Here is a 25,362-nt window from a genome sequence, read left to right as displayed (position 1 = left end):
TGATGGGCGCGTAAGCGCCCTCTTTGCAGGTTTGCCTGCGATAACTGACCAAAAGAGATCCGCTGTGAAAGTGTTGACCGTTTTCGGCACCCGACCTGAGGCCATCAAGATGGCCCCGTTGGTACATGCCTTGGCTCAGGACGAAGCCTTTGAAGCAAGAGTCTGTGTGACCGCCCAGCATCGTGAGATGTTGGATCAGGTCTTGCGCTTATTTGAAATTGTTCCTGATTACGATCTCAATATCATGCAACCGGGGCAGGGGCTGACGGAGATCACCTGCCGCATTCTGGAAGGGCTGAAGGGCGTTCTGGAAGAGTTTAAACCGGATGTGGTGCTGGTGCACGGAGATACCACCACCACGCTGGCCACCAGCCTGGCGGCATTTTATCAGCGCATTCCGGTCGGCCACGTCGAGGCCGGCCTGCGTACCGGCAATTTATATTCCCCCTGGCCGGAAGAGGCGAACCGTACGCTGACCGGCCACCTGGCGATGTTCCACTTCGCGCCGACGGAGAATTCACGTCAGAACCTGCTGCGTGAGCAGGTGCCGGACAGCCAGATTTTTGTCACCGGCAACTCGGTGATTGACGCATTATTCTGGGTGCGCGATCGCGTGATGAGCGATACGCAGCAGCGCGACGAACTGGCGCAGCGCTACCCCTTCCTGGATGATGACAAGAAACTGATTCTGGTAACCGGCCACCGCCGTGAGAGCTTCGGCGGCGGTTTTGAGCGTATCTGCAGCGCGCTGGCGGAAATTGCCCGTCAGCACCCTGACGTACAGGTGGTGTACCCGGTGCATCTGAATCCGAACGTCAGCGAGCCGGTTAACCGTATTCTGAAAGGCATCGACAACATCATGCTGATCGACCCGCAGGATTACCTGCCGTTCGTCTATCTGATGGCCAGATCGACCATTATCCTGACGGATTCCGGCGGCATTCAAGAGGAAGCGCCGTCGCTTGGCAAGCCGGTATTGGTGATGCGTGAAACCACCGAACGCCCGGAAGCGGTTGATGCCGGCACGGTGCGTCTGGTAGGCACCGACGTGGCGAAGATCGTCGAAGCGGTGGGACGTCTGCTGACGGATGAAAACGAATATCACGCAATGAGCCGGGCGCATAACCCTTACGGCGATGGTCATGCCTGCCAGCGTATCCTCGAAGCGTTAAAGAATTATCAGGTGACATTATGAGTTTTGACACGATTTCAGTTATCGGCCTGGGTTATATCGGCCTGCCGACGGCGGCGGCGTTTGCCTCACGCAAGAAGCAAGTCATCGGCGTTGATGTTAATGCCCACGCGGTGGCAACCATTAACCGCGGTGAGATTCACATCGTCGAGCCGGATCTGGACAAAGTGGTGAAGGAAGCGGTCGACGGCGGTTATCTGCAGGCGGTGAACAAGCCGGTAGCGGCGGATGCCTTCCTGATCGCGGTGCCGACGCCGTTCAAAGGCGATCACGAGCCGGATCTGGCCTTTGTGGAGTCCGCCGCCAAATCGCTGGCGCCGGTGCTGAAAAAGGGCGATCTGGTGATTCTGGAATCGACGTCGCCGGTTGGCGCTACCGAACAGATGGCCGCATGGCTGGCGCAGGCGCGCAGCGATCTGAGCTTCCCGCAGGACGCCGGCGAAGAGGCGGACATCAACATCGCCTACTGCCCGGAGCGCGTATTGCCGGGGCAGGTGATGGTGGAACTGATTCAGAATGACCGCGTGATTGGCGGGATGACGCCAAAATGTTCCGAGCGCGCCAGCGCGCTGTATAAAATTTTCCTGGAAGGCGAGTGCGTGATCACCAACTCGCGCACGGCGGAAATGTGCAAGCTGACGGAAAACAGCTACCGTGACGTCAACATCGCCTTCGCCAATGAACTGTCGCTGATCTGCGCCGATCAGGGGATTAACGTCTGGGAGCTGATCCGCCTGGCCAATCGACATCCGCGCGTCAATATTCTGCAGCCCGGTCCGGGCGTCGGCGGCCACTGTATCGCCGTCGATCCGTGGTTTATCGTGGCGCAGAACCCGCAGCAGGCGCGTTTGATTCACACGGCGCGGCTGGTCAACGACGGCAAGCCGCTGTGGGTGGTCGACCGCGTGAAAGCGGCAGTGGCAGATTGCCTGGCGGCCACCGACAAGCGGGCGTCCGAACTGAAAATCGCCTGCTTCGGTCTGGCCTTCAAACCCAATATCGATGACCTGCGTGAAAGCCCGGCGGTAGAAGTGACCCAGCTGATTGCCGACTGGCATCAGGGCGAAACGCTGGCGGTAGAACCGAACGTGGAGCAACTGCCGAAGGCGCTGGCCGGCCAGGTCACGTTGAAAAGCATCGGCGATGCGCTGCAGCAGGCCGATGTGCTGGTGATGCTGGTGGATCACAATGAGTTCAAGGCCATCGCGCCGGAAGCCGTCAAGCAGAACTGGATCGTCGATACCAAAGGCGTCTGGCGTTAAGCGCCGCCTTCGCCCCGTCGGCAGATTAGCCGCCGGGGCGGAGCTTGTTTCCTACACTCTGGCGCAGACGTCGGTCATCAACTGAATGGATAACGCTATGATTCTCCGCGCTACCGTCGACCCGTTAACCTGGGAAAGCGACTATTTCCGTATTAACAGCGCCAGGTTGAATATTGCCGCATCGGCGCCGCCGCTGACCGCCGCCGCGCTGGATCGCTTTACGCTGGTTCAGGCTAAAATCCCGTCTCACCGCCTCGATCTCGCTGATGCCCTGACTACGTTTGGTTTTCAGCTGGCGGAGGGGGAAGTCGATCTGGTTATGCAGATTGGCACGGAAACTGCTTCTAAAACGGCTTCCGACGTGCGATCGGCGGCGGCCGACGATATTCCCGTTTTACAGGCCGCCGCCGCGCAGGCGTTCGCCGCCAGCCGTTTCCGCGCCCCCTGGTATCGGCCGGCGGACAGCGGGCGATTTTACGCCACCTGGATTGAGAAAGCGGTGCTTGGCACGTTTGACCACCTTTGCCTGCTGGCGCTGGATCGTCAGGGGCAGCCGGAAGGATTTGTCAGCCTGCGGGATATTGGCGACGGTGAGGCGCGTATTGGCCTGCTGGCCGCGTTCCCCGGCGCCGGTGGCAAAGGTATTGGTTCGCGGCTGATGACCGCCGCCGCCGCCTGGTGTCAGCAACAACAATTACAGCGCCTGCGGGTAGCGACACAAATCAGTAATATTGCCGCGCTACGGCTTTATCAACGGCACGGTGCCGTTATCGACAGCACCGCGTATTGGTTATACAGAGGTTCACATGATTCCATTTAACGCACCACCGGTTGTTGGCACGGAAATCGACTATATGCAGGCTGCCATGGGCAGCGGGAAGCTGTGCGGCGACGGCGGCTTTACCCGCCGCTGCCAGCAGTGGATGGAGCAGCATTTCGGCGCGCGCAAAGTGCTGTTGACGCCGTCCTGCACCGCGTCGCTGGAGATGGCGGCGATTTTGCTGAACATCCAGCCGGGCGACGAAGTGATCATGCCAAGCTTTACCTTTGTCTCCACCGCCAACGCTTTTGTGCTGCGCGGCGCCACCATCGTATTTGTCGACGTGCGTCCGGATACGATGAATATTGATGAAAGCAAAATCGAAGCGGCCATCACCGATAAAACCCGCGCGATCGTACCGGTGCACTACGCCGGCGTTGCCTGTGAAATGGACGCCATTATGGCGCTGGCGAAAAAGTACAACCTGTTCGTGGTGGAAGACGCCGCGCAGGGCGTAATGTCGACCTACAAGGGCAAGGCGCTGGGCACCATCGGCCATATCGGCGCGTTCAGCTTCCATGAAACCAAAAACTATACCGCGGGCGGCGAAGGCGGCGCGACGCTGATCAACGATCCGGCGCTGATTGACCGGGCTGAAATCATTCGCGAGAAAGGCACCAACCGCAGCCAGTTCTTCCGCGGCCAGGTGGATAAATATACCTGGCGCGATATCGGTTCCAGCTACCTGATGGCCGACCTGCAGGCGGCCTACCTGTGGGCGCAGCTGGAGGCGGCTGAGCGTATCAACCAGCGCCGGCTGAAGCTGTGGCAAAACTATTATGATGCGCTGAAGCCGCAGGCTGACGCCGGGCGCATCGAGCTGCCGGTGGTGCCGAAGGACTGCCGCCATAACGCCCATATGTTCTACATCAAGCTGAAAGACGTGCAGGATCGTACGGCGTTTATCAACTACCTGAAAGAGGCGGAAATCATGGCGGTGTTCCACTATATTCCGCTGCATGAATGTCCGGCGGGCGAGAAGTTCGGCCACTTTGCCGGCGAAGACCGCTTTACCAGCAGCGAGAGTGCGCGTCTGGTGCGTCTGCCGCTGTATTACAACATGTCCGATGTTAACCAACGTACGGTGATTCATACCATTTTGAGCTTCCTCGCCTGATATGTCCCTGGCAAAAGCATCCATCTGGACCGCCGGTTCCACGCTGGTCAAAATCGGCGTGGGGCTGCTGGTGGTGAAACTGCTGGCGGTGGCGTTCGGGCCGAGCGGCGTGGGGCAGGCGGGCAACTTCCGTCAGCTGATCACCGTGCTGGGCGTACTGTCCGGCGCCGGCATCTTCAACGGCATCACCAAGTATGTTGCGGAATATCATCAGGATCCGCAGCGTTTACGCCTGGCAGTCGGCACCGGCTCCAGCATTGTGCTGGGCTTCTCTACCCTGCTGGCGCTGGTGTTTCTGTTTGCCGCCGAGCCGATAAGCCAGGGGCTGTTCGGCCATACGCGCTATATCAACGTGGTGCGCGCGCTGGCGTTTATGCAAATGGGCATCGCCTACGCCAACCTGTTTCTGGCGATTCTGAAAGGCTATCGCGACGCCATGGGCAACGCGCTGGCGGTGATCGGCGGCAGCCTGATAGGTCTGGTGGCCTTTGTGCTGTGCTTTAAACTGGGCGGCTATGAAGGTGCGCTGGCGGGGCTGGCGCTGGTACCGGCGCTGGTGGCGCTGCCGGCCGCTACGCTGCTGTGGCGGCGTAAAACCCTGCCGCTGCGCTATCTGGCGCTGGCGTGGGATAAGGCGTTGGCCAGCCACCTGGGCAAGTTCACCATTATGGCGCTGATCACCTCCGTGACCTTGCCGGTGGCGTATGTCATGATGCGTAACCTGTTGGCGGCGCACTATAGCTGGGATGAAGTGGGCATTTGGCAGGGCGTCAGCAGCATTTCCGACGCGTATCTGCAGTTTATTACCGCCTCTTTCACCGTATATCTGCTGCCGACGCTGTCGCGGCTGAGCGATAAGGCGGCGATCGGCCGTGAAATCGTCCGCGCGCTGAAGTTCGTGCTGCCGGCGGTGGCGGCGGCCAGTTTTACCGTGTGGCTGCTGCGTGATTTCGCCATCTGGCTGCTGTTTTCAGACAAGTTTATCGCCATGCGCGATTTATTCGCTTGGCAGCTGGTGGGCGATGTGCTGAAGGTTGGCGCCTATGTGTACGGCTATCTGGTGATCGCCAAGGCGTCGCTGCGCTTTTATATTATGACTGAGGTCAGCCAGTTCCTGCTGCTGACGCTGTTCTCGCACTGGCTGATCCCGCAGCACGGGGCGCTGGGGGCGGCTCAGGCTTATATGGCAACTTACATCGTGTATTTTACGCTGTGTAGCTGCGTATTTATTCTTTACCGTAGACGAGTATGACCACACTGATTCACGTATTGGGATCTGATATCCCGCACCATAATCAGACGGTGCTGCGCTTCTTCAACGACGTGCTGGCCAACCAACTGCCGTCGCAGCAGGTGAGCCGGTTTATGGTCGCCGCCAAAGACGTGGCCGCGCTGGGGGAGTACCCGGCGTTGACGATTGACAGCTATCCGGATAAGAAGAGCCTGGCGGAGGCGGTGATCGCCTGCGCCAAAGCCGACCGCAGCCGCCGTTTTTTCTGGCACGGGCAGTTTAACCCGACGCTGTGGCTGGCGTTGCTGAGCGGTAAAATCAAGCCGCAGCAGGTCAGCTGGCATATCTGGGGGGCCGATTTGTATGAAAACGCCACCGACTGGAAATTCCGCCTGTTCTATCTGCTGCGTCGGGTGGCGCAGGGGCGGGTTGGGCATGTGTTCGCCACGCGCGGCGATCTGATTCACTATCAACAGCGCCATGCGCGGGTGCCGGCATCGCTGCTTTACTTCCCGACGCGTATGGATCCGGCGCTGACCGGCGTTGAGGTCGAGAAAAACGTCGCCGGGCCGATGACCATTCTCGTGGGCAACTCCGGCGACCGCACCAACCGCCATATCGAAGCGCTGACTGCTATCCATCAGCAGTTCGGCGACAATGTGCGGGTGATTGTGCCGATGGGCTATCCGGCCAATAACGACGACTATATCGAGCAGGTGCGCAGCGCCGGCCTGCGGCTGTTCAGCGAAAGAAATCTGCAGCTGCTCACCCAGCAGGTGGCGTTTGACGATTACCTGAATATTTTGCGCGAGTGCGACCTCGGCTACTTTATCTTCGATCGCCAGCAGGGCATCGGCACGCTCTGCCTGCTGATTCAGTTCGGCGTGCCGTTTGTGCTCAGCCGGCAGAACCCGTTCTGGCAGGATCTGGCCGAGCAGCACCTGCCGGTGCTGTTTTACGGCGATACGCTGGATGAGGCGGTGGTGCGTGAAGCGCAGCGTCAGCTGGCGTCGGTGGACAAGCAGGATATTGCCTTCTTTAACCCGAACTATGTTGACGGCTGGCGGCAGGCATTGGCGCTGGCGGCGGGAGAAACGGCATGACGCTGGCCCAATTTGGCGGTTTGCTGGTGGTTTACCTGATTAGCGTCACCTTTATTCTGACGGTGACCTATCAGGAGTTCCGGCGCATTCGTTTTAACTTTAACGTATTCTTTTCGCTGCTGTTCCTGCTGACGTTTTACTTCGGTTTTCCGCTCAGTTGTCTGTTGGTGTTCCGCTTTGACGTGGCTATCGTGCCGGTCGAGTTTCTGCTGTACGCCATGCTTTCCGCCACCTGTTTCTATGCTATCTATTACGTCAGCTATAAGACCCGGCTGCGCAAGCGCAGCACCGAGCCGCGTCAGCCGCTGTTCAACATGAACCGGGTGGAAACCAATCTGACCTGGGGATTGCTGGCGCTGGTGGCGATCGGCACGGTGGGCCTGTTCTTTATGCAGAACGGTTTCCTGCTGTTTAAACTGAACTCCTACAGCCAGATCTTTTCCAGCGACGTTTCCGGCGTGGCGCTTAAACGCTTCTTCTACTTCTTTATCCCGGCGATGCTGGTGGTGTTCTTCCTCAGACAGAGTCTGCGCGCCTGGTTCTTCTTCCTGGTGGCGACGGTGTCGTTCGGCCTGCTGACCTATGTGATCGTCGGCGGCACGCGCGCCAATATCATTATCGCGTTTGCCCTGTTCCTGTTTATCGGCATCGTGCGCGGCTGGATCACGCTGTGGATGCTGGCGGCGGCGGGCGTGATGGGCATTGTCGGCATGTTCTGGCTGGCGCTGAAACGCTATGGTTTGGACGTCAGCGGCGATGAAGCGTTTTACACCTTCCTGTATTTAACGCGCGACACCTTCTCCCCCTGGGAGAACCTGGCGCTGCTGCTGCAGAACTACGACAAAATCGACTTCCAGGGGCTGGCGCCGATCGTTCGCGACTTCTACGTCTTCATCCCTTCCTGGCTGTGGCCGGGGCGGCCGGACGTGGTGCTGAATACCGCCAACTACTTTACCTGGGAAGTACTGGAGAATAACTCCGGCCTGGCGATTTCACCGACGTTGATCGGATCGCTGGTGGTGATGGGCGGCGCGCTGTTTATTCCGCTTGGCGCGGTGGTGGTCGGGCTTATCATCAAATGGTTCGACTGGCTGTACGAGCTGGGACGCCATGAGCCAAACCGCTATAAGGCGGCCATTTTGCAGGGCTTCTGCTTTGGCGCGGTGTTCAACATCATTGTATTGGCGCGCGAAGGGCTGGATTCGTTCGTTTCGCGCGTGGTGTTTTTCTGTTTGATTTTCGGCGCCTGTCTGGTGCTGGCGAAGTTGCTGTACTGGCTGCTTGATACGGCAGGTCTGATCAAGACGCGTATGGGCCCCCGCCCGCCTGCGGCGCAAGCGACCGCCGCATCGGGGTCCGACAGCCTACTGCAAAGGTAATGAGAATAATGGATACAAAGGTTTCGGCTCCAGAGTACGCGCTGCGCGGCATTAAGCTTTGGGGATTTCGCAATATGGCGCACTGCCTGGACTTCCTGTTTGACGGCGGCCGGATGAAGCAGGGGACGCTGGTGGCGATGAACGCCGAGAAAATGCTGGCGGCGGAGCAGGACGCTAATCTGCGGGCGCTGCTGGACGGCTGCGAATTTAAATATGCCGACGGCATCAGCATGGTGCGTGCGATGCGACGTAAATATCCGGGGGCCGATGTTTCGCGCGTGGCGGGCGCCGACCTGTGGGAGGCGCTGATGCAGCGTGCCGGGCAGGAGGGTACGCCGGTATTTTTGGTCGGCGGTAAACCGGCGGTACTGGCGGAAACCGAAGAGAAACTGCGTCGCCAATGGAACGTCAACATTGTCGGCAGCCAGGACGGTTACTTCACGGCGCAGCAGCGTGAAGCGCTGTTTGAACGGATTCATGCCAGCGGTGCGGCGATCGTAACCGTAGCGATGGGGTCACCTAAGCAGGAAATCCTGATGCGCGACTGCCGCAAGGTGCATCCGCAGGCGCTGTATATGGGCGTAGGCGGCACCTATGACGTATTTACCGGCCATGTGAAGCGGGCGCCAAGGGTGTGGCAGAACCTCGGGCTGGAGTGGCTGTATCGCCTGCTGTCGCAGCCAAGCCGCATCCGCCGGCAGATCAAACTGCTGCGCTTTGTCGGCTACTATTACGGTGGCAAACTGTAACCTCGCCGGCCGGGGCTAATGCTGCCCCGGCATGGCTGCTCGCCGCTATTGTGCGGCAGTTGTATAAAATCGCCGCACAACTATAACCTCATCTAAGAATTATCCCTTCATTTATTCCATAAAGTTTTAATTCGCGGTTTGCTTATAGCAGCAAAATACGGAACGATACCGTCCGGAAATCACCCCAGGCCGCTGATGCCGCTAATCGCAGTGCTGAATACCCTATTTTTCGCTGTCAATTTGCCCTCATCCTTGCTGGCGATCGGTCGCGCCGGCGGGAGTGATGCCGCTTTCTGTTTAAAACAATAAGGCCGTTGCAGGTCGATGCACGCACGACGCAGACATAACGACTGAGGATCTATGCCAACTAAAGATAAACCGCAAGGACTACATCGCGGGCTGGAAGCCCGGCACATTGAACTTATCGCGCTCGGCGGCACGATCGGCGTCGGCCTGTTTATGGGCTCGGCCAGCACCCTGAAATGGGCAGGGCCTTCGGTGCTGCTGGCATACATTATCGCCGGGCTGTTTGTGTTCTTTATTATGCGTTCGATGGGCGAGATGCTGTTTCTGGAGCCGGTGGCCGGTTCGTTTGCGGTCTATGCCCACAAATATATGGGCCCTTATTTCGGCTACCTGACCGCTTGGGGCTACTGGTTTATGTGGATTGCGGTCGGGATTTCGGAAATTACCGCCATCGGCGTGTATGTGCAGTTCTGGTTCCCGGAGATCCCGCAGTGGCTGCCGGCGCTGTTGGCGGTGGCGATGGTGGCGCTGGCCAACCTGGCGGCGGTGCGGCTGTACGGCGAGCTGGAGTTCTGGTTTGCGATGATTAAGGTCACCACCATTATCGTAATGATTCTGGTGGGGCTGGGCGTCATCTTCTTTGGTTTTGGCAACGGCGGCGTACCGACCGGGTTCGCCAACCTGACGCAGCACGGCGGCTTCTTTGCCGGCGGCTGGAAAGGCTTCCTGTTTGCGCTGTGTATCGTGGTGGCCTCTTATCAGGGCGTAGAGCTGGTGGGCATTACCGCCGGTGAGGCGAAGAACCCGCAGGTTACCCTGAAGCGCGCCATCAACAATATTCTGTGGCGCATCCTGATTTTCTATGTCGGCGCAATTTTCGTTATCGTCACTATCTTCCCGTGGAACGGCATCGGCACCGCAGGCAGCCCGTTTGTGCTGACCTTTGCCAAAATCGGCATTGTGGCCGCCGCCGGCATCATTAACTTTGTGGTGTTGACCGCAGCGCTGTCCGGCTGCAACAGCGGTATGTACAGCGGCGGACGTATGCTGTATGCGCTGGCGAAGAATCGACAGCTGCCTTCCGCGTTCACCAAACTGTCCGCCAGCGGCGTGCCGGTAAACTGCATCGCTATTACCATCGTCTGTTTGCTGGCCGGGTCGGCGCTGAATTACCTTATCCCGAACCCGCAGCAGGTGTTTGTGTATGTCTACAGCGCCAGCGTACTGCCGGGCATGGTGCCGTGGTTTGTGGTGCTGATCAGCCAGCTCTACTTCCGCCGTGAACATAAAGAGGCGATCAAAAACCACGGTTTTAAATCGATAATGTTCCCGTATGTGAACTACCTGACCATCGCTTTCCTGGCGTGTGTGCTGGTTGGCATGGGCATTAACCCGGATACGCGTATTTCTCTGCTGGTCGGGGCGATTTTCCTGGCGGCGGTCAGCCTGTGCTACTTCGCCTGCGGGATGCATAAAAAACGCCATCAGGCTGAAATTGGGATAAAAAACCAGCAGTAAAGGTGAAAAAGGGGCTGCGGATTGCGCTTTTATGCGTAGGAGTGAGCAAAGCGTAATCAAACGCAACATTTCTGCGAAAAAGCACTAGACAGGATTGCTTTAAATCCGTAGTATCCCCACCCGCAACGGCGCTACGCGCCCGTAGCTCAGCTGGATAGAGCGCTGCCCTCCGGAGGCAGAGGTCTCAGGTTCGAATCCTGTCGGGCGCGCCATTTAGTTTGTGCGCAAGAGCTGCGGTGGTATGATTACCGCGTGAAGTAGTAAAGAAATGGTGGCTATAGCTCAGTTGGTAGAGCCCTGGATTGTGATTCCAGTTGTCGTGGGTTCGAGTCCCATTAGCCACCCCACTTTACCCTAGGGGTAGAGTAGAAGATAAAAAGCTGTTTTGTGACCGTGCGAAGGTGGCGGAATTGGTAGACGCGCTAGCTTCAGGTGTTAGTGTTCTTACGGACGTGAGGGTTCAAGTCCCTCTCTTCGCACCACACAAAACGTCATGTAAATCTTAACGATTACATGGACATGGGCTTTAAAATCTTGTAGTATCAGCACCACAGAATCGGCGAGTAGCGCAGCTTGGTAGCGCAACTGGTTTGGGACCAGTGGGTCGGAGGTTCGAATCCTCTCTCGCCGACCAATTCGAAAAACCTGCTTTTTAAAGCAGGTTTTTTTTCGTCTGTAGTTTATCCTCCGCCTGCCATCTTTTCCGTGTCCATCCGCCGCATCCACCCGCTGTTTAGACCGTGGGCATGCCCGCTATTTGTCTGCCGTTGGTTTTTAGCGACAACAGAAAGGCCGCCTGTCGTCGGTGAGAGACACGCAATGCATTGAAAAATAATATAAAAAATAACTTTACCTTAAGTCGTCGTTTTTTGGCGACAGGCGGGCCGATGGCCGCGATGACGGGATGGATAGGCACCGGCCGCAGGGTGATAGGAAAGTTAAAAATAAACCTTTTGAATTCAGGTGATTAAATTTATTTTTTACAAGACTGACGCCAGAATGGGAGAGTTGGCACGCGAAGTGCAATATCTATAGCGTAGATGCTCATTCCACTTCTTATGTTCGCCCTAGGCCTCATAAACCCTGGGAATGACGCAGAGCCGATTTAGGGTGCCTATTGCCCACCAGAACGATGAAAGCCTCGCTTGCGACGCCGACATCACACTGCGGGCACAACGTTGAGTGAGGCACCACCCCTGTTGTCCTAGACCTGATTGCTTCTTTATGCACTTGCCGGACCGGCAAGTGTTTTTTTTTGCCCATACCCGTCATACTTCAAGCTGCAGGTGCGTTGGCTGCGCTCAGTCACCCGAATCACTGACCAGAGTCAGCTCATCGGGATTCCTTCCCTTGCCGCCTTCCTGCAACTTGAATTATTTAGGGTATCTACCCGCCATACTTAAAACAGCAGATGCGTTGGCTGCGCTCAGTCACCCGAATCACTGACCAGAGTCAGCTCATCGGGATTCCTTCCCTTGCCGCCTTCCTGCAACTTGAATTATTTAGGGTATCTACCCGCCATACTTAAAACAGCAGGTGCGTTGGCTGCGCTCAGTCACCCGAATCACTGACCAGAGTCAGCTCATCGGGATTCCTCTGCAACTCGAATTATTTAGGGCATATTGCCGCGTAAAGGGACGCGGGCGAAAAAAAAGCGTGGCCATAGCCACGCTTTGGTCAGCGGTTTATCCGGCGTTATTCGCCGTTTTGCCGCAGGGTCAGCATCAGGCCTTCACGGCGCATTTGTGCTGCCTCCTCGGAGCGGTGCAGCTTTTCCAGTACGTCGGCCAGCCAGGCATAGTCATAGGCATCCGGACGCTGTTTCAGCGCTTCTTTGAAGGCGTCGTTGGCCTGTTGCCATTCACCGTGCTTCATCAGCAGCTGGCCCAGCGTGCTGTTAAGCAGCGGCGTGGCGCCATGCTGTTTGATCTGCTGACGCAGCGCTTTTTCCAACTGCTCCGGGTTGCCGGATTTGATGCGCGGAATCAACAGAACCAGGCGCTCGTCATACTGGCGTTTCAGGCCGTCGAGGACGATCTCCTGCGCCATTTCATGATCGTTGCATTCGATCAGGTGCTCCACCATGGCGATCTGCAGCGGTACTTCATGGCGTACTTTGCGGCTTTGATTCTTCCACCAGCGTTTCAGACCGTCGCTGCCTTCCTCCGCCATCGCCTGGTTCATCAGGCCGAGATAGGCCTGCTGTTGCAGCGCCTGCAGTTTCTCTTCGTCATGCAGCTTGATTTTGCTCATCGACGGCAGGATTTCCAGCAGGGAAGCGTAAGCGCCGGTGCGCAGGTAGGCCTGCTCCGCCAGACGCAGCACTTCCGGGTGGCGCGGCGCCTGATTCAGCAGACGATCGACACCGTGGCGCGCGGCATGTACTTCACCCTGCGCCAGCTGAATGCGTACGCGGGTAATGTCGACCGGCAGCTGGTCGGTGTCTGCCGCTTCGGCGGCGCGTTCCAGATACTGGTTGGTGCGGAACTCGTCGCCGCGCTGCTGTGCCGCTTCTGCCGCCAGCAGGTAGTTCACCACCGGCTGTTCGGCATGATCGGCATTGCGCGTCAGCAACTGTTCGACCTGTTTATGGTCGCCTTCCGCCAGCTTAATCAGCGCCGCTTTGGTTTGAGCGCGCGCGCGGCTGCGTTTACGGCCGAGGAACCAGCCGCGGGTGCGGGCGCCGGTACGGAAAATGCGGCGCAGGATCCATTCGATAATAAACAGCGCCACAAACAGCAGAATGCCCATGATCACCAGACCGGTGACGCTGGTTTCAATGTTGTAGTTGTCGGTCTGGATCAGGACATAGCCCTGATGACCGGCCAGCATCGGCCCGAGCACCACGCTGGCGATCAGCACCAGAAACAGGAATAACACGCGTAACATGGCTTATCCCTCCTGGTGAGTGGCGGCAGCGCCTTGCGCCAGCAGATTGCGTACCCGGGTCTGCATCAGTTTTTCCAGCAGCGGCTGGCTCTTCAGCTGATCCGGCACGTCCATCGATACGGACTGCTGGCTCAGGGCGTCAAGCTCTTCCAGGAAGGCTTTGGTGGCCGGATCGCTGGTATCGAAATAGGCGCGCACCCAGGTAGAGATGGTTTCCAGCGACTGCTTATACACTTCGTTCTGATGGCGCGGCACCGCCTGGGCGGCGACCAGCAGGCGGGAGCGGATATTTTCGCGCAGGTAGATGTCCTGATTCGGCGCCAGCAGCGGCTCTGCGCCGGTGTCGCGGCGGCGGATGGTAATGAAGTTGGCCATAAAGTTATGCCAGGACTTGGTCAGGTTCTGTCGCCATTCGCTCAGCGAGGCGGACAGTTCGCCGCTGTCTTCATCCATCGGCGCTTCGTCGCTGTCGTTATCTGCCAGGCGCAGGTTGTCGACCTGGTTAGACAGCTGGTTCACCTTCAGAATGATGCCGTCAAAATCGACCTGGGACAGGGTGGACAGCCCGCTGATATCTTCGGTAATGGCGCGACGCACGTTCATCAGGCTGGGATCGTTCATATCCGCCAGGCTGGCATCGGCGCTTTTCAGCAGGGTGGCGGCGGTGGTGACGTCCTGATCGCTCCACAGCTTGCGGCCGGCCATTTTGACCAGGAAGTCAGCCTGCGCCAACAGCCAGGTTTTGGCGTCGCTGCCGGAAATGGTGGCGACTTTTTCTTGCAGTTCGCTGAGCTGACGCGCCAGCGAGGTCTGCTCGCGGTCAGCGGCGTCGAGGGTTTTACCCTGCTGCTGCAGCAACCCTTCCAGCGCGCTCTTCTCCTGTTGCTGGCTCTGCTTCAGATCCGCCAGCTGTTGCTGCAGGGACTGGTTTGCCGCAATCAGCTGCTGTGCCTGTCGGTGTGTGTGGTAGTAACCGCCGGCGGCCAGCGCAATAACCAGCACGATGGCGATCGCGCCGAGCACCGGGCCGCTGTTTTTACTTTTACGGCTGCCGGTCTCTGGCTGTTGGGGACTCTCAACCGCCTGGTTGTTCTCTTCAACCGGTGCGGATGGGGTATTTTGTTCCGTCATAGTGGCGCATCCCATTGTCAGGTTTATTGTAGCGCGCGTAGCAGCGCGTCATTATCGGCATTTTCAGCTACCCGAATGCTGCTCCAGCCCAGTTCCCGGGCCAGGGTAGCCAGACGTTCGCTGACCACTACCAGGCGGCAACGCAGCAGCCATAAAGAACGGTAGTAATCAGGAACTAAAGTATACAACTGTTGTAACATTTCACCGCTGGTGACCACCAGCGTATCAATGCCCACGCGTTGCCAGTGGGCGCTCTGTTCCGCGCCGTCATAATGGACGGGACTGCGCTGGTAACATTCATAATAGCTGACATTGGCGCCGCGCTCGCGCAGCGTATCGCCGAGCAGCTCGCGTCCGCCGTTGCCGCGCAGGATCAGCGCCTGCTTGCCCGTCAGTTTTTGCAGCGCGGGTAATAATAGTAGCGTTTCGCTGATTTCGCGCTCGTGCGGATAGTCCACCGGCAGGCTGGTGATGCGGTGCAGCGCCAGCGCGGTGGTGCGCCCGATGGCGTAATAGGCGGGCTGGGCCGGCCAGGCGATGCCCGTGCGCCCGATCACCGAGTCGGCGTAATTCACCGCGTGCTGCGACAGGACGAACACCAAATCGCTGGCGCTCAGGTTGTGCAGTGCCGACGCCAGCCGTGGCAAATCGGCACCGGGGGCGAAATCAATCAGCGGGGCATGATAGGCAACCCGGCCGAGCGCGCGCAGCCGGCTGACCAGTTGCTCCCCGGAGGGGGAAGGGCGGGTTACCAAAATCGTCATACCGGCGGATTCCCCTGATACACGTCCTGCAGGATTTCACGGGCGCCGTTGGCCAGCAGCTCTTCCGCCAGCGAGACGCCCATTTGCTGCGCCTGCGCCGCCGGGCCGCGGCGTTCGCCGCGCACCATCTGGCTGCCGTCCGGCGCGCCGACCAGTGCGCGCAGCCACAGCGTGTCGCCATCCAGCTCGGCATAGCTGCCGATCGGCACCTGACAGCCGCCTTCCAGGCGGGTGTTCATGGCGCGTTCAGCGCTGACGCGCAGGGCGGTCGCCTCATCGTTCAGCGGCGCCAGCAGCGCGCGGGTCACCTCGTCATCCAGCCGGCATTCGATGCCGACAGCGCCCTGACCGACGGCCGGCAGGGATTCTTCCGGGCTCATCGCGCTGCGGATGCGCTGCTCCAGCCCCAGCCGCTTCAGGCCGGCGACCGCCAGAATAATGGCGTCATACTCGCCGTTATCCAGTTTGGACAGGCGGGTGCCGACGTTGCCGCGCAGATCGCGTACGATCAGATCGGGACGACGTTGGCGCAGCTGACACTGGCGACGCAGGCTGGAGGTGCCGACCACGCTGCCCTGCGGCAGTTGGTCGAGGGATTCGAAACGGTTTGATACAAATGCGTCGCGCGGATCGTCACGCTCGCAAATGGTCACCAAACCCAGCCCCTGCGGGAATTCTACCGGCACGTCTTTCATCGAGTGAACGGCGATATCGGCGCGGCCTTCCAGCAGCGCCAGCTCAAGTTCTTTGACAAACAAACCCTTACCGCCGACTTTCGCCAGCGGCGTATCCAGAATGATGTCGCCGCGCGTCACCATCGGCACCAGCTCTACCTGCAGGCCGGGGTGGCTGTCCATCAGGCGTTGCTGCACATAGTGCGCCTGCCAGAGCGCCAGAGGGCTTTGTCGGGTGGCAATTCGAATAATTTTGTCTAACATGCTTGTTACCGTTTTTATATTTCGCCAGCCATCCTACCACTGAGGACGAAAACTGTCAGTGCAAGAAGGAAGGGGGCCAGAAAAGGACAACGGAATCAACAGGACGTGTGATGTGTTTTGGGCAGTTAACACCGCGGATACGTCGTTTAGGGTGAGGCGATAATAAGTGTGTCGCGTTACTTTCTTTACGGTCAATCAGCAAGGTGTTAAATTGATCACGTTTCCAGCAATAAGTCGTCAAATACTCTTTCTAACCTAACGACGCTTATGGAATACGGGTTTTTTTCTAAGCACCGGGATAATCAGGCGAGACGTCTTGTACCTTTATATCGAGACATTGAAGCAGAGACTGGATGCGATCAACCAACTACGTGTCGATCGCGCCCTGGCGGCCATGAAACCTGCCTTTCAACGGGTATACAGTCTGCTGCCTACCTTACTGCACCACCACCACCCGCTGATGCCGGGTTACCTGAATGGTAACGTTCCCCATGGCATTTGCCTCTACACGCCTGATGAAAACCAACAATCTTATCTGCACGATCTGGAAGACAAGTGGGGCAGCCCGTTTGAAACGCTGGCCAGCGGCGAACTGCCGATCACCGGCGTTTACTCCATGGGCAGCACCTCCTCGATCGGGCAGAGCTGCAGTTCGGATCTGGATATCTGGGTCTGCCACCAATCCTGGCTTGATAACGAAGAGCGTAATCGCCTGCAGCAAAAATGCAGCCTGCTGGAGAAGTGGGCGGCCTCGATGGGCGTGGAAGTCAGCTTCTTCCTGATCGACGAAAACCGCTTCCGCCATAATGAAAGCGGCAGCCTGGGCGGTGAAGACTGCGGTTCTACGCAGCATATCCTGTTGCTTGACGAGTTTTACCGTACCGCCGTGCGCCTGGCCGGCAAACGCATCCTGTGGAATATGGTGCCGTGCGAAGAAGAAGCGCATTACGATGAATATGTGCTGTCGCTGTACGCGCAGGGTGCGCTGACGCCGAACGAGTGGCTGGATCTCGGCGGGCTTGGCACGCTGTCGGCGGAAGAGTACTTCGGCGCCAGCCTGTGGCAGCTGTATAAAAGCATCGACTCGCCGTATAAGGCAGTGTTGAAAACCCTGCTGCTGGAAGCTTACTCCTGGGAATACCCGAACACGCAGCTGTTGGCGACGGGTATCAAACAGCATCTGCACGAGGGTGAGATCGTCTGCTTCGGTCTGGATGCCTACTGTATGATGCTGGAGCGCGTCACCCGCTATCTGACGCAGATTAACGACACCACCCGCCTCGATTTGGTCCGCCGCTGTTTCTACCTGAAAGTGTGTGAAAAACTGTCTCATCCGCAGACCAGCGTCGGCTGGCGGCGGGAGATCCTCAGCCAACTGGTCAGCGAATGGGGTTGGGACCAGGAACGGCTGGCGATGCTGGATAACCGCGCCAACTGGAAGATCGAACGGGTACGCGAAGCGCATAACGAGCTGCTGGATGCGATGATGCAAAGCTACCGCAACCTGATTCGCTTTGCGCGCCGCAACAACCTCAGCGTCAGCGCCAGCCCGCAGGACATCGGCGTGCTGACGCGCAAGCTGTACGCCGCCTTTGAGGCGCTGCCGGGCAAGGTAACGCTGGTGAATCCGCAGATTTCGCCGGACCTGTCAGAAGGCGATCTCACCTTTATCCACGTGCCGATCGGCCGCGCCAACCGCACCGGCTGGTACCTGTACAATCAGGCGCCGGCGATGGACTCCATCGTCAGCCATCAGCCGCTGGAATATAACCGCTACCTGAACAAGCTGGTGGCCTGGGCCTATTTCAACGGCCTGCTGACGTCGCGTACGCGGCTGCATATCAAGAGCGCCAACCTGTGCGACAGCGAGAAACTGCAGGAGCTGGTGGCCGACGTGTCGCACAGCTTCCCGCTGCGCCTGCCGGCGCCAACGCCGAAAGCGTTGTACAGCCCGTGTGAAATCCGCCATCTGGCGATTATCGTCAATCTGGAAAACGACCCGACCGCCGCCTTCCGCAATCAGGTGGTGCACTTTGATTTCCGCAAGCTGGATGTCTTCAGCTTCGGCCAGCAGCAGCAGTGTCTGGTCGGCAGTATCGATCTGCTGTACCGCAACTCGTGGAACGAAGTGCGTACGCTGCATTTCAGCGGTGAACAGTCAGTGCTGGAAGCGCTGAAAACCATTCTGGGCAAAATGCACCAGGATGCGTCGCCGCCGGAGTCGGTGGAAGTGTTCTGCTACAGTCAGCATCTGCGCGGACTGATCCGCACCCGTATTCAGCAACTGGTCTCCGAATGCATCGAGCTGCGCCTGTCCAGCACGCGGCTGGAGCCGGGCCGCTTCAAGGCGGTGCGCGTGGCCGGCCAGACCTGGGGCCTGTTCTTCGAACGTCTGAGCGTCTCGGTGCAGAAGCTGGAAAACGCGGTGGAATTTTACGGCGCGATTTCCAACAACAAGCTGCACGGCCTGTCGATCAAGGTGGAAACCGATCAGGTGCATCTGCCGCCGGTGGTGGACGGCTTCGCCAGTGAAGGGATTATTCAGTTCTTCTTTGAGGACGCCAAGGACGATCAGGGCTTTAATATCTACATTCTGGATGAGTCAAACCGCGTTGAGGTGTATCACCACTGCGAAGGCAGCAAGGAAGAACTGGTACGCGACGTCAGCCGTTTCTACTCCTCCTCACACGACCGTTTCACCTATGGCTCCAGCTTTATCAACTTCAACCTGCCGCAGTTCTATCAGATCGTGCAGATCGACGATCGCACGCAGGTGATCCCGTTTCGCAGCAACGCGCTGTCCAACCTGTGCGTTACCGTCAGCGACGGCGCCGCCGCGCAGCCGCTGAAGCAACAATATCAACTGCACTGATAACGTCAGGCGCGCTCCTTCGCACCCGTGATGACGGTCAGGCGAATTCGATCGTCTCGCCGGCCTGCTGCGTCGCCGCCTCGCTCAACAGTTGGGAGAATGACCAGCCGCTGCGGTCGCATAGCCAGGTGCCGTCGCGGTAGTCGAAGTGATAGCCGCCGGATTTGGTCGCCAGCCAGACCTGATGCAGCGGCTCCTGACGGTTGATGACGATCTTACTGCCGTTCTCGAAAGTCAGCGTCATCACGCCGGCGTTGGTTTCGTAATCGATGTCCGCATCGCCGTCAAAATTATCCAGCGTTTGCTCAATATCCTGCATCAGCTGGTCGGCCAACTGGTGAAACTCACTGTCGTTCATATTCGATTCCTATTGCTTTTCATGATCCACCTGCGATTATATACCCTTCATACTTGCCGCCTTGCTGCAACGCCGATTATTTTGGCTATGGCAGGCTCGGACGCATAAATTACAGGCATTAATGCAAATGAAAAAACAACTACGCTATGCGCTGCTGGCGGTTCTGGTCGCCGGTCTCTCTGGTTGCGGTCTGAAAGGCCCGCTGTACTTCCCTGATGATGCGAAAGGCGAGAAGACGGCGCAGCCGGTACAAACCGGCGATCAGGTGCAGAAAAATCAGCAGGAAGCCGCCGGCTCTCAGCAAAAACCGTCGATGAGCGCCGAATAACGCGCTGCACGGCGGAGGCGAGCGCCGCCGTGAATGACCGACGGCTAGCGCGTCCAGAAAGCGGAGTATGATATGCAGTTCTCCAAAATGCACGGTCTGGGCAACGACTTTATGGTGGTCGATGCCGTGACACAGAATGTCTATTTTTCCCCGGAGCTGATTCGCCGGCTGTCTGATCGGCATCTGGGCATCGGTTTTGACCAGATGCTGGTGGTGGAACCGCCTTACGATCCGGAACTGGATTTCCATTATCGCATCTTCAATGCCGACGGCAGCGAAGTGGCGCAGTGCGGCAACGGCGCGCGCTGTTTTGCCCGTTTTGTGCGGCTGAAAGGGCTGACCAATAAGCGCGATATCCGCGTCAGCACCCAAACCGGCCGCATGGTGCTCAGCGTGACCGACGACGATCGGGTATGCGTCAATATGGGCGAGCCTAACTTTGAACCGCAGGCGGTGCCGTTCCGCGCTGCCAAGGCGGAGAAGACCTATATCATGCGAGCGGCCGAGCACACGGTGCTGGCCGGCGTGGTATCGATGGGCAACCCGCATTGTGTTTTGCAGGTGGATGATGTAAAAACCGCCAAAGTGGAACTGCTTGGCCCGGTGCTGGAAAACCACGAACGTTTTCCGGAGCGCGCCAATATCGGCTTTATGCAGGTGGTCAGCCGCGAGCATATTAAGCTGCGCGTTTACGAGCGCGGTGCCGGTGAAACGCAGGCTTGCGGCAGCGGCGCCTGCGCCGCCGTGGCAGTAGGGATTCAACAGGAATTGCTGTCAGAAGAGGTGCATGTGGAACTGCCGGGCGGCAGTCTGCACATACGCTGGAAAGGGCCGGGCACGCCGCTGTTTATGACCGGCCCGGCCACCCATGTTTATGACGGATTTATTCATCTATGAAAAGCGTTGAGGACCAGGCCGTCGCAGCCATTGCGCTTGATGACGACGCCGTAATGCAGTACCTGCAGCAGAACCCGGATTTCTTTATGCGCAATGCGCGCCAGGTTGAGCAGATGCGCGTGCCCCACCCGGTGCGCGGCACCGTATCGCTGGTGGAGTGGCATCTGGCGCGACAGCGCAACCATATTGACCGGCTGGAAGAAGAGATTACGCTGCTGATGGAGCAGGCCAGCGCCAATGAAAACCTGTTTGGCCGGCTGCTGCATCTGCAGGCCAACCTGGCCACCGCCGACAGCCTGCAGGATATGCTCAATCGCCTGCAGCGCTGGGCGCGCGGCTTCGGGCTGGCCGGCGCCAACATCCGCCTGTTCAGCGACCGCTGGCAGATCGGCGCGCCGTCGGACTTTACCCACCTGGGCATTGCGCGCTCGGCATTTGAACCGCTGCGCATTCAGCGCCTGGGGGATGACCACCACTTTCTCGGCAGCCTGAACGGCCCGGAACTGCTGCTGCTGTTGCCGCAGGCCAAACAGGTCGGCTCGGTGGCGCTGTCGCTGCTGGGCGAGGACGGCGATTTGGGCATGGTGATCTTCAGCAGCCGCGACACGCAGCACTATCAGCCGGGTATGGGCACCGTAATGCTGGCCCAGCTGGCGCGCATGCTGCCGGAGCTGCTGGAACGCTGGATCGAACGCGCATGACGGGCCCAGCGGCCGGCCTGCAACCGCCGGTGGACGCTTTTCTGCGCTACCTGAAAGTGGAACGCCAGCTCAGTCCGCTGACCCAGATTAACTACTCCCGCCAGCTGCAGGCGCTGTGCTCGTTGGCCGGCGGGCTGGGCGTCAGCGCCTGGTCGCAGCTGGATGCGGCGCTGGTGCGGCAACTGGTGGCCCGTAGCAAGCGGGCGGGGCTGCATGCCGCCAGCCTGGCGCTGCGTCTCTCCGCGCTGCGCAGTTTCCTCGACTGGCAGGTGAGCCAGGGGCAGTTGCCCGCTAACCCGGCGAAGGGCATCCGCACGCCGCGCAGCGGCCGCCATTTGCCGAAAAATATCGACGTCGACGAAGTGAGCCAACTGCTGGAGATCGACGTCAACGACCCGCTGGCGGTGCGCGACCGCGCGATGCTGGAAGTGATGTACGGCGCCGGACTGCGTCTGGCGGAGCTGGTGGGGCTGGACTGCCGGCACCTCGATCTGGCCGCCGGCGAGATCTGGGTGATGGGGAAAGGCAGCAAGGAGCGCAAGCTGCCGATCGGCCGCACCGCCGTCACCTGGCTGGAACGCTGGCTGGCGATGCGCGATCTGTTCGCGCCGGGCGACGATGCGGTATTTCTCTCCAATCAGGGCAAGCGCATCTCCACGCGCAATGTGCAAAAGCGCTTTGCCGAGTGGGGCGTCAAACAGGGCGTCAGCAGCCACATTCACCCGCACAAGCTGCGCCACTCCTTTGCCACCCACGTGCTGGAATCCAGCGGCGATCTGCGCGCGGTGCAGGAGCTGCTGGGGCATGCCAACCTGACCACCACGCAAATCTACACCCACCTCGACTTTCAACACCTGGCCAACGTGTACGATGCGGCGCATCCACGCGCCAAACGGGGGAAATCCTGATGCATTTTTACCGGCCGCTGCGCCCGCTGGCGGCGCTGACGTTCGATCTGGACGATACGCTGTACGACAACCGCCCGGTGATCGTTGAGACGGAGCGGCAGTCGGTGGCCTTTTTACAAGATTACCATCCGGGGCTGAAAGACTTTCAGTCGGCGGATTTTCACCGCCTGCGGCAGGAGCTGCGCGCCCATGAGCCGGAAATTTACCATGACGTCACCCGCTGGCGCTGGCGGGCCATTCACCTGGCGCTGAGCCGGCAGGGGCTGGCGGAAGGCGACGCGGCGGAAGGAGCTGACGCCGCCATGCGGCACTTTGCCGACTGGCGCAGCCGCATTGAGGTGCCGGCGGCCACCCACGCCACGCTGAAGGCGCTGGGTGCGCGTTACCCGCTGGTGGCGATCACCAACGGCAACGTCGATCCGGCGCGCTGCGGCCTGGACGGTTATTTCCGCTTTGTGTTGCGTTCTGGGCCGGACGGGCGCGCCAAGCCCTATCAGGATATGTATCAGCTGGCCGCCGAACGGCTGGCGATCGCGCCCGCGCATATTTTGCACGTGGGCGATGACCTGACCACCGACGTAGCGGGAGCGCTGCGCGCCGGTTTTCAGGCCTGCTGGATCAATGACCGCCGGCGCAGCCTGATGCAGGCCGCCGACAGCCGTTTGCTGCCACATATTGAGGTTTCGCAGTTGGCATCGCTGACAGCGTTGTTATAATCCCTCCATAACTCTGTATAAATTCACAGTGAAAGCCGCGCCGGCGCGGTTTTCCCTTACCACGTAATGGTGCCTATGGACGTTTCCGACCTGCTCAACAGCATGAATGACAAACAACGTGAAGCCGTGGCGGCGCCACGCAGCAACCTGTTGGTGCTGGCGGGCGCGGGAAGCGGCAAAACCCGGGTGCTAGTGCATCGCATCGCCTGGCTGCTGGCGGTAGAGAACTGCTCGCCGTATTCGATTATGGCGGTCACCTTCACCAACAAGGCGGCGGCGGAGATGCGTCACCGTATCGAGCAGCTGATCGGCACCAGCCAGGGCGGCATGTGGATCGGCACCTTCCACGGTCTGGCGCACCGTCTGCTGCGCGCCCACCATATGGACGCCAACCTGCCGCAGGACTTCCAGATTCTCGACAGTGAGGATCAGCTGCGGTTGCTCAAACGCATTATCCGCGCGCTGAACGTGGACGAGAAACAGTGGCCGCCGCGTCAGGCGATGTGGTACATCAACGGCAAAAAAGATGACGGCCTGCGTCCGCAGCATATTGAAAGCTATGGCAATCCGGTGGAAGCCACCTGGCTGCGTATCTATCAGGCCTATCAGGAGGCCTGCGATCGCGCCGGGCTGGTGGACTTTGCCGAGCTGCTGCTGCGCGCCCACGAGCTGTGGCTGAACAAGCCGCACATCCTCAACCATTACCGCGATCGCTTCACTAACATCCTGGTGGACGAATTCCAGGATACCAACCGCATTCAGTACGCCTGGATCCGCCTGCTGGCGGGCGACCGGGCCAATGTGATGATCGTCGGCGACGACGACCAGTCGATCTACGGTTGGCGCGGTGCGCAGGTGGAGAATATTCAGCGCTTCCTGAAAGACTTTCCGGGCGCCGAAACCATCCGTCTGGAGCAGAACTACCGTTCGACCAGCAATATCCTCAAGGCCGCCAACACGCTGATCGCCAATAACGACGGCCGCATGGGGAAAAACCTGTGGACCGAAGGGGCGGAAGGGGAGCCGATTTCGCTGTACTGCGCGTTCAACGAGCTGGATGAAGCCCGCTTTGTGGTCAACCGCATCAAAACCTGGCAGGAAAACGGCGGCGCGCTGAACGACTGCGCAATCCTCTACCGCAGCAACGCCCAGTCGCGCGTGCTGGAAGAGGCGCTGCTGCAAACCGCCATGCCGTACCGCATTTACGGCGGCATGCGCTTCTTCGAGCGGCAGGAGATCAAAGATGCGCTGGCCTACCTGCGTCTGATCGCCAACCGTAACGATGATGCGGCGTTTGAACGCGTGGTGAACACGCCGACGCGCGGCATCGGCGACCGTACGCTGGACGTGGTGCGCCAGACGGCGCGCGACCGCCAGCTGACGCTGTGGCAGGCCACGCGCGCGCTGCTGCAGGACAAAGTCCTGGCCGGACGCGCCGCCTCCGCCCTGCAGCGCTTCACCGAGCTGGTGGATTCGCTGGCGCATGAAACCGCGGATATGCCGCTGCACGTGCAGACCGATCGGGTGATCCGCGACTCCGGCCTGTTCCTCATGTATGAGCAGGAAAAGGGTGAAAAGGGCCAGGCGCGGATCGAAAACCTGGAGGAACTGGTGACGGCGACGCGCCAGTTCAGCTATCAGGATGAAGATCAGGATTTAATGCCGCTGCAGGCATTTTTATCGCACGCGGCGCTGGAGGCCGGTGAAGGGCAGGCCGACGCCTACCAGGACGCGGTGCAGCTGATGACGCTGCACTCGGCCAAAGGGCTGGAGTTCCGCCAGGTGTTTATCGTCGGCGTGGAAGAGGGCATGTTCCCCAGCCAGATGTCGCTGGAAGAGGGCGGCCGGCTGGAAGAAGAACGCCGTCTGGCCTACGTCGGCCTGACGCGGGCGATGGAAAAGCTGACGCTGACCTACGCCGAGACGCGCCGGCTGTACGGCAAGGAAGTGTACCACCGGCCATCGCGCTTTATCGGCGAGATCCCGGAGGAGTGCGTGGAGGAAGTGCGGCTGCGCGCCAGCGTGTCGCGGCCGGTGAAACACCAGCGTATGGGCACGCCAATCAGCGAGAACGATACCGGCTACAAACTGGGTCAGCGGGTGCGCCATCCGAAGTTCGGCGAAGGCACCATCGTCAATCTGGAAGGCAGCGGCGAGCACAGTCGGCTGCAGATTGCTTTCCAGGGCGAAGGAATCAAATGGCTGGTGGCGGCCTACGCCAAGCTGGAGGCGCCGTAATCCCC

Annotated in this window: 21 protein-coding genes and 4 tRNA genes; 20 read left to right on the top strand and 5 right to left on the bottom strand. The window is 59.2% G+C overall.

Annotation, left to right across the window (positions count from 1 at the left end):
- The first annotated feature begins 64 nt into the window (after positions 1-64).
- The 13 genes from wecB (at position 65) to HF675_RS22695 (ending at position 11,251) form a co-directional block, all read left to right on the top strand.
- Positions 65-1,195, top strand: coding sequence for a non-hydrolyzing UDP-N-acetylglucosamine 2-epimerase (gene wecB / locus HF675_RS22755; protein WP_105229325.1), 1,131 nt, complete (start codon positions 65-67; stop codon positions 1,193-1,195).
- Positions 1,192-2,454, top strand: coding sequence for a UDP-N-acetyl-D-mannosamine dehydrogenase (gene wecC, locus HF675_RS22750; protein ID WP_105229326.1), 1,263 nt, complete (start codon positions 1,192-1,194; stop codon positions 2,452-2,454). The genes wecB and wecC overlap by 4 nt, the downstream gene beginning before the upstream one ends.
- Before the next feature lie 97 nt (positions 2,455-2,551).
- On the top strand, positions 2,552-3,274 hold the full coding sequence (gene rffC / locus HF675_RS22745) for a dTDP-4-amino-4,6-dideoxy-D-galactose acyltransferase (protein ID WP_187043824.1): 723 nt from the start codon (positions 2,552-2,554) through the stop codon (positions 3,272-3,274).
- Positions 3,261-4,391, top strand: a complete 1,131-nt coding sequence (gene rffA / locus HF675_RS22740) for a dTDP-4-amino-4,6-dideoxygalactose transaminase (protein ID WP_105229328.1) — start codon at positions 3,261-3,263, stop codon at positions 4,389-4,391. The genes rffC and rffA overlap by 14 nt, the downstream gene beginning before the upstream one ends.
- 1 nt (position 4,392) lies before the next feature.
- Positions 4,393-5,643: a lipid III flippase WzxE gene (wzxE, locus tag HF675_RS22735; RefSeq protein WP_111736208.1), complete on the top strand. Its 1,251-nt coding sequence runs from the start codon at positions 4,393-4,395 to the stop codon at positions 5,641-5,643.
- Positions 5,640-6,725, top strand: coding sequence for a TDP-N-acetylfucosamine:lipid II N-acetylfucosaminyltransferase (locus HF675_RS22730; RefSeq protein ID WP_105229330.1), 1,086 nt, complete (start codon positions 5,640-5,642; stop codon positions 6,723-6,725). Before wzxE ends, HF675_RS22730 begins: the two co-directional genes overlap by 4 nt.
- Positions 6,722-8,104 carry an ECA oligosaccharide polymerase gene (gene wzyE, locus HF675_RS22725; protein ID WP_105229331.1) on the top strand — a complete coding sequence of 461 codons (1,383 nt, stop codon included), beginning with the start codon at positions 6,722-6,724 and terminating at the stop codon, positions 8,102-8,104. The genes HF675_RS22730 and wzyE overlap by 4 nt, the downstream gene beginning before the upstream one ends.
- Before the next feature lie 8 nt (positions 8,105-8,112).
- Entirely contained in the window at positions 8,113-8,853 is a 741-nt protein-coding gene (gene wecG, locus HF675_RS22720; RefSeq protein WP_187043823.1) for a lipopolysaccharide N-acetylmannosaminouronosyltransferase, read from the top strand.
- A gap of 360 nt (positions 8,854-9,213) precedes the next feature.
- Positions 9,214-10,617: an amino acid permease gene (locus HF675_RS22715; protein WP_105229333.1), complete on the top strand. Its 1,404-nt coding sequence runs from the start codon at positions 9,214-9,216 to the stop codon at positions 10,615-10,617.
- Positions 10,618-10,752: 135 nt separating this feature from the next.
- Positions 10,753-10,829: transfer RNA gene (locus tag HF675_RS22710), tRNA-Arg, on the top strand.
- A gap of 59 nt (positions 10,830-10,888) precedes the next feature.
- Positions 10,889-10,964, top strand: a tRNA-His gene (locus HF675_RS22705).
- Positions 10,965-11,012: 48 nt separating this feature from the next.
- A tRNA-Leu gene (locus HF675_RS22700) sits at positions 11,013-11,099 on the top strand.
- 75 nt (positions 11,100-11,174) lie between these two features.
- A tRNA-Pro gene (locus HF675_RS22695) sits at positions 11,175-11,251 on the top strand.
- Positions 11,252-12,312: 1,061 nt separating this feature from the next.
- On the opposite strand, the gene hemY is transcribed toward HF675_RS22695, so the two are convergent.
- The 4 genes from hemY to hemC are packed head-to-tail and all read right to left on the bottom strand — an operon-like array spanning position 12,313 to position 16,339.
- A complete protein-coding gene (hemY, locus tag HF675_RS22690) occupies positions 12,313-13,506 on the bottom strand; it encodes a protoheme IX biogenesis protein HemY (RefSeq protein WP_105229335.1) in 1,194 nt (397 codons plus the stop codon).
- 3 nt (positions 13,507-13,509) lie between these two features.
- Positions 13,510-14,637 (bottom strand): uroporphyrinogen-III C-methyltransferase, encoded by a 1,128-nt coding sequence (hemX, locus tag HF675_RS22685; RefSeq protein WP_105229336.1) that lies wholly within the window; start codon positions 14,635-14,637, stop codon positions 13,510-13,512.
- Positions 14,638-14,660: 23 nt separating this feature from the next.
- Complete coding sequence (gene hemD / locus HF675_RS22680) at positions 14,661-15,401, bottom strand: uroporphyrinogen-III synthase (protein WP_187043822.1); 741 nt, start codon at positions 15,399-15,401, stop codon at positions 14,661-14,663.
- Positions 15,398-16,339: a hydroxymethylbilane synthase gene (hemC, locus tag HF675_RS22675; protein ID WP_187043821.1), complete on the bottom strand. Its 942-nt coding sequence runs from the start codon at positions 16,337-16,339 to the stop codon at positions 15,398-15,400. The genes hemD and hemC overlap by 4 nt, the downstream gene beginning before the upstream one ends.
- 316 nt (positions 16,340-16,655) lie before the next feature.
- Between hemC and HF675_RS22670 the strand changes: the two genes are divergently transcribed.
- The gene (locus tag HF675_RS22670; RefSeq protein ID WP_187043820.1) at positions 16,656-19,211 is read left to right on the top strand and encodes a class I adenylate cyclase; all 2,556 of its coding nucleotides are present in this window, start codon (positions 16,656-16,658) and stop codon (positions 19,209-19,211) included.
- A gap of 37 nt (positions 19,212-19,248) precedes the next feature.
- On the opposite strand, the gene cyaY is transcribed toward HF675_RS22670, so the two are convergent.
- Positions 19,249-19,569 (bottom strand): iron donor protein CyaY, encoded by a 321-nt coding sequence (gene cyaY / locus HF675_RS22665; RefSeq protein ID WP_105229341.1) that lies wholly within the window; start codon positions 19,567-19,569, stop codon positions 19,249-19,251.
- A 127-nt stretch (positions 19,570-19,696) separates the two neighbouring features.
- On the opposite strand from cyaY, the gene HF675_RS22660 reads away from it, so the two are divergent.
- The 6 genes from HF675_RS22660 (at position 19,697) to uvrD (ending at position 25,357) form a co-directional block, all read left to right on the top strand.
- Entirely contained in the window at positions 19,697-19,897 is a 201-nt protein-coding gene (locus HF675_RS22660; RefSeq protein ID WP_281354970.1) for a lipoprotein, read from the top strand.
- A 72-nt stretch (positions 19,898-19,969) separates the two neighbouring features.
- A complete protein-coding gene (gene dapF / locus HF675_RS22655) occupies positions 19,970-20,794 on the top strand; it encodes a diaminopimelate epimerase (protein ID WP_105229343.1) in 825 nt (274 codons plus the stop codon).
- Positions 20,791-21,495, top strand: a complete 705-nt coding sequence (locus HF675_RS22650) for a DUF484 domain-containing protein (protein ID WP_105229344.1) — start codon at positions 20,791-20,793, stop codon at positions 21,493-21,495. Before dapF ends, HF675_RS22650 begins: the two co-directional genes overlap by 4 nt.
- On the top strand, positions 21,492-22,403 hold the full coding sequence (gene xerC, locus HF675_RS22645; RefSeq protein ID WP_105229345.1) for a tyrosine recombinase XerC: 912 nt from the start codon (positions 21,492-21,494) through the stop codon (positions 22,401-22,403). Before HF675_RS22650 ends, xerC begins: the two co-directional genes overlap by 4 nt.
- A complete protein-coding gene (gene yigB / locus HF675_RS22640; RefSeq protein WP_111736214.1) occupies positions 22,403-23,119 on the top strand; it encodes a 5-amino-6-(5-phospho-D-ribitylamino)uracil phosphatase YigB in 717 nt (238 codons plus the stop codon). The genes xerC and yigB overlap by 1 nt, the downstream gene beginning before the upstream one ends.
- A 75-nt stretch (positions 23,120-23,194) precedes the next feature.
- On the top strand, positions 23,195-25,357 hold the full coding sequence (gene uvrD / locus HF675_RS22635) for a DNA helicase II (RefSeq protein ID WP_187043819.1): 2,163 nt from the start codon (positions 23,195-23,197) through the stop codon (positions 25,355-25,357).
- Positions 25,358-25,362 lie beyond the last annotated feature (5 nt).

The sequence above is a fragment of the Serratia sp. JUb9 genome, from assembly GCF_014298095.1.
In the GTDB taxonomy this organism is placed as follows: Bacteria; Pseudomonadota; Gammaproteobacteria; order Enterobacterales; family Enterobacteriaceae; genus Serratia_B; species Serratia_B rhizosphaerae.
Note: the sequence above shows the minus strand (reverse complement) of the source record. Positions and strands in the feature narration are given on the sequence as shown.

Excerpts from the sequence above, each read along its gene's own strand:
- wecC (WP_105229326.1), top strand. The coding sequence starts at position 1,192 with ATGAGTTTTGACACGATTTCAGTTATCGGCCTGGGTTATATCGGCCTG.
- rffC (WP_187043824.1), top strand. The coding sequence starts at position 2,552 with ATGATTCTCCGCGCTACCGTCGACCCGTTAACCTGGGAAAGCGACTAT.
- rffA (WP_105229328.1), top strand. The coding sequence starts at position 3,261 with ATGATTCCATTTAACGCACCACCGGTTGTTGGCACGGAAATCGACTAT.
- wzxE (WP_111736208.1), top strand. The coding sequence starts at position 4,393 with ATGTCCCTGGCAAAAGCATCCATCTGGACCGCCGGTTCCACGCTGGTC.
- HF675_RS22730 (WP_105229330.1), top strand. The coding sequence starts at position 5,640 with ATGACCACACTGATTCACGTATTGGGATCTGATATCCCGCACCATAAT.
- wzyE (WP_105229331.1), top strand. The coding sequence starts at position 6,722 with ATGACGCTGGCCCAATTTGGCGGTTTGCTGGTGGTTTACCTGATTAGC.
- wecG (WP_187043823.1), top strand. The coding sequence starts at position 8,113 with ATGGATACAAAGGTTTCGGCTCCAGAGTACGCGCTGCGCGGCATTAAG.
- HF675_RS22715 (WP_105229333.1), top strand. The coding sequence starts at position 9,214 with ATGCCAACTAAAGATAAACCGCAAGGACTACATCGCGGGCTGGAAGCC.
- hemY (WP_105229335.1), bottom strand. The coding sequence starts at position 13,506 with ATGTTACGCGTGTTATTCCTGTTTCTGGTGCTGATCGCCAGCGTGGTG.
- hemX (WP_105229336.1), bottom strand. The coding sequence starts at position 14,637 with ATGACGGAACAAAATACCCCATCCGCACCGGTTGAAGAGAACAACCAG.
- hemD (WP_187043822.1), bottom strand. The coding sequence starts at position 15,401 with ATGACGATTTTGGTAACCCGCCCTTCCCCCTCCGGGGAGCAACTGGTC.
- hemC (WP_187043821.1), bottom strand. The coding sequence starts at position 16,339 with ATGTTAGACAAAATTATTCGAATTGCCACCCGACAAAGCCCTCTGGCG.
- cyaY (WP_105229341.1), bottom strand. The coding sequence starts at position 19,569 with ATGAACGACAGTGAGTTTCACCAGTTGGCCGACCAGCTGATGCAGGAT.
- HF675_RS22660 (WP_281354970.1), top strand. The coding sequence starts at position 19,697 with ATGAAAAAACAACTACGCTATGCGCTGCTGGCGGTTCTGGTCGCCGGT.
- dapF (WP_105229343.1), top strand. The coding sequence starts at position 19,970 with ATGCAGTTCTCCAAAATGCACGGTCTGGGCAACGACTTTATGGTGGTC.
- HF675_RS22650 (WP_105229344.1), top strand. The coding sequence starts at position 20,791 with ATGAAAAGCGTTGAGGACCAGGCCGTCGCAGCCATTGCGCTTGATGAC.
- xerC (WP_105229345.1), top strand. The coding sequence starts at position 21,492 with ATGACGGGCCCAGCGGCCGGCCTGCAACCGCCGGTGGACGCTTTTCTG.
- yigB (WP_111736214.1), top strand. The coding sequence starts at position 22,403 with ATGCATTTTTACCGGCCGCTGCGCCCGCTGGCGGCGCTGACGTTCGAT.
- uvrD (WP_187043819.1), top strand. The coding sequence starts at position 23,195 with ATGGACGTTTCCGACCTGCTCAACAGCATGAATGACAAACAACGTGAA.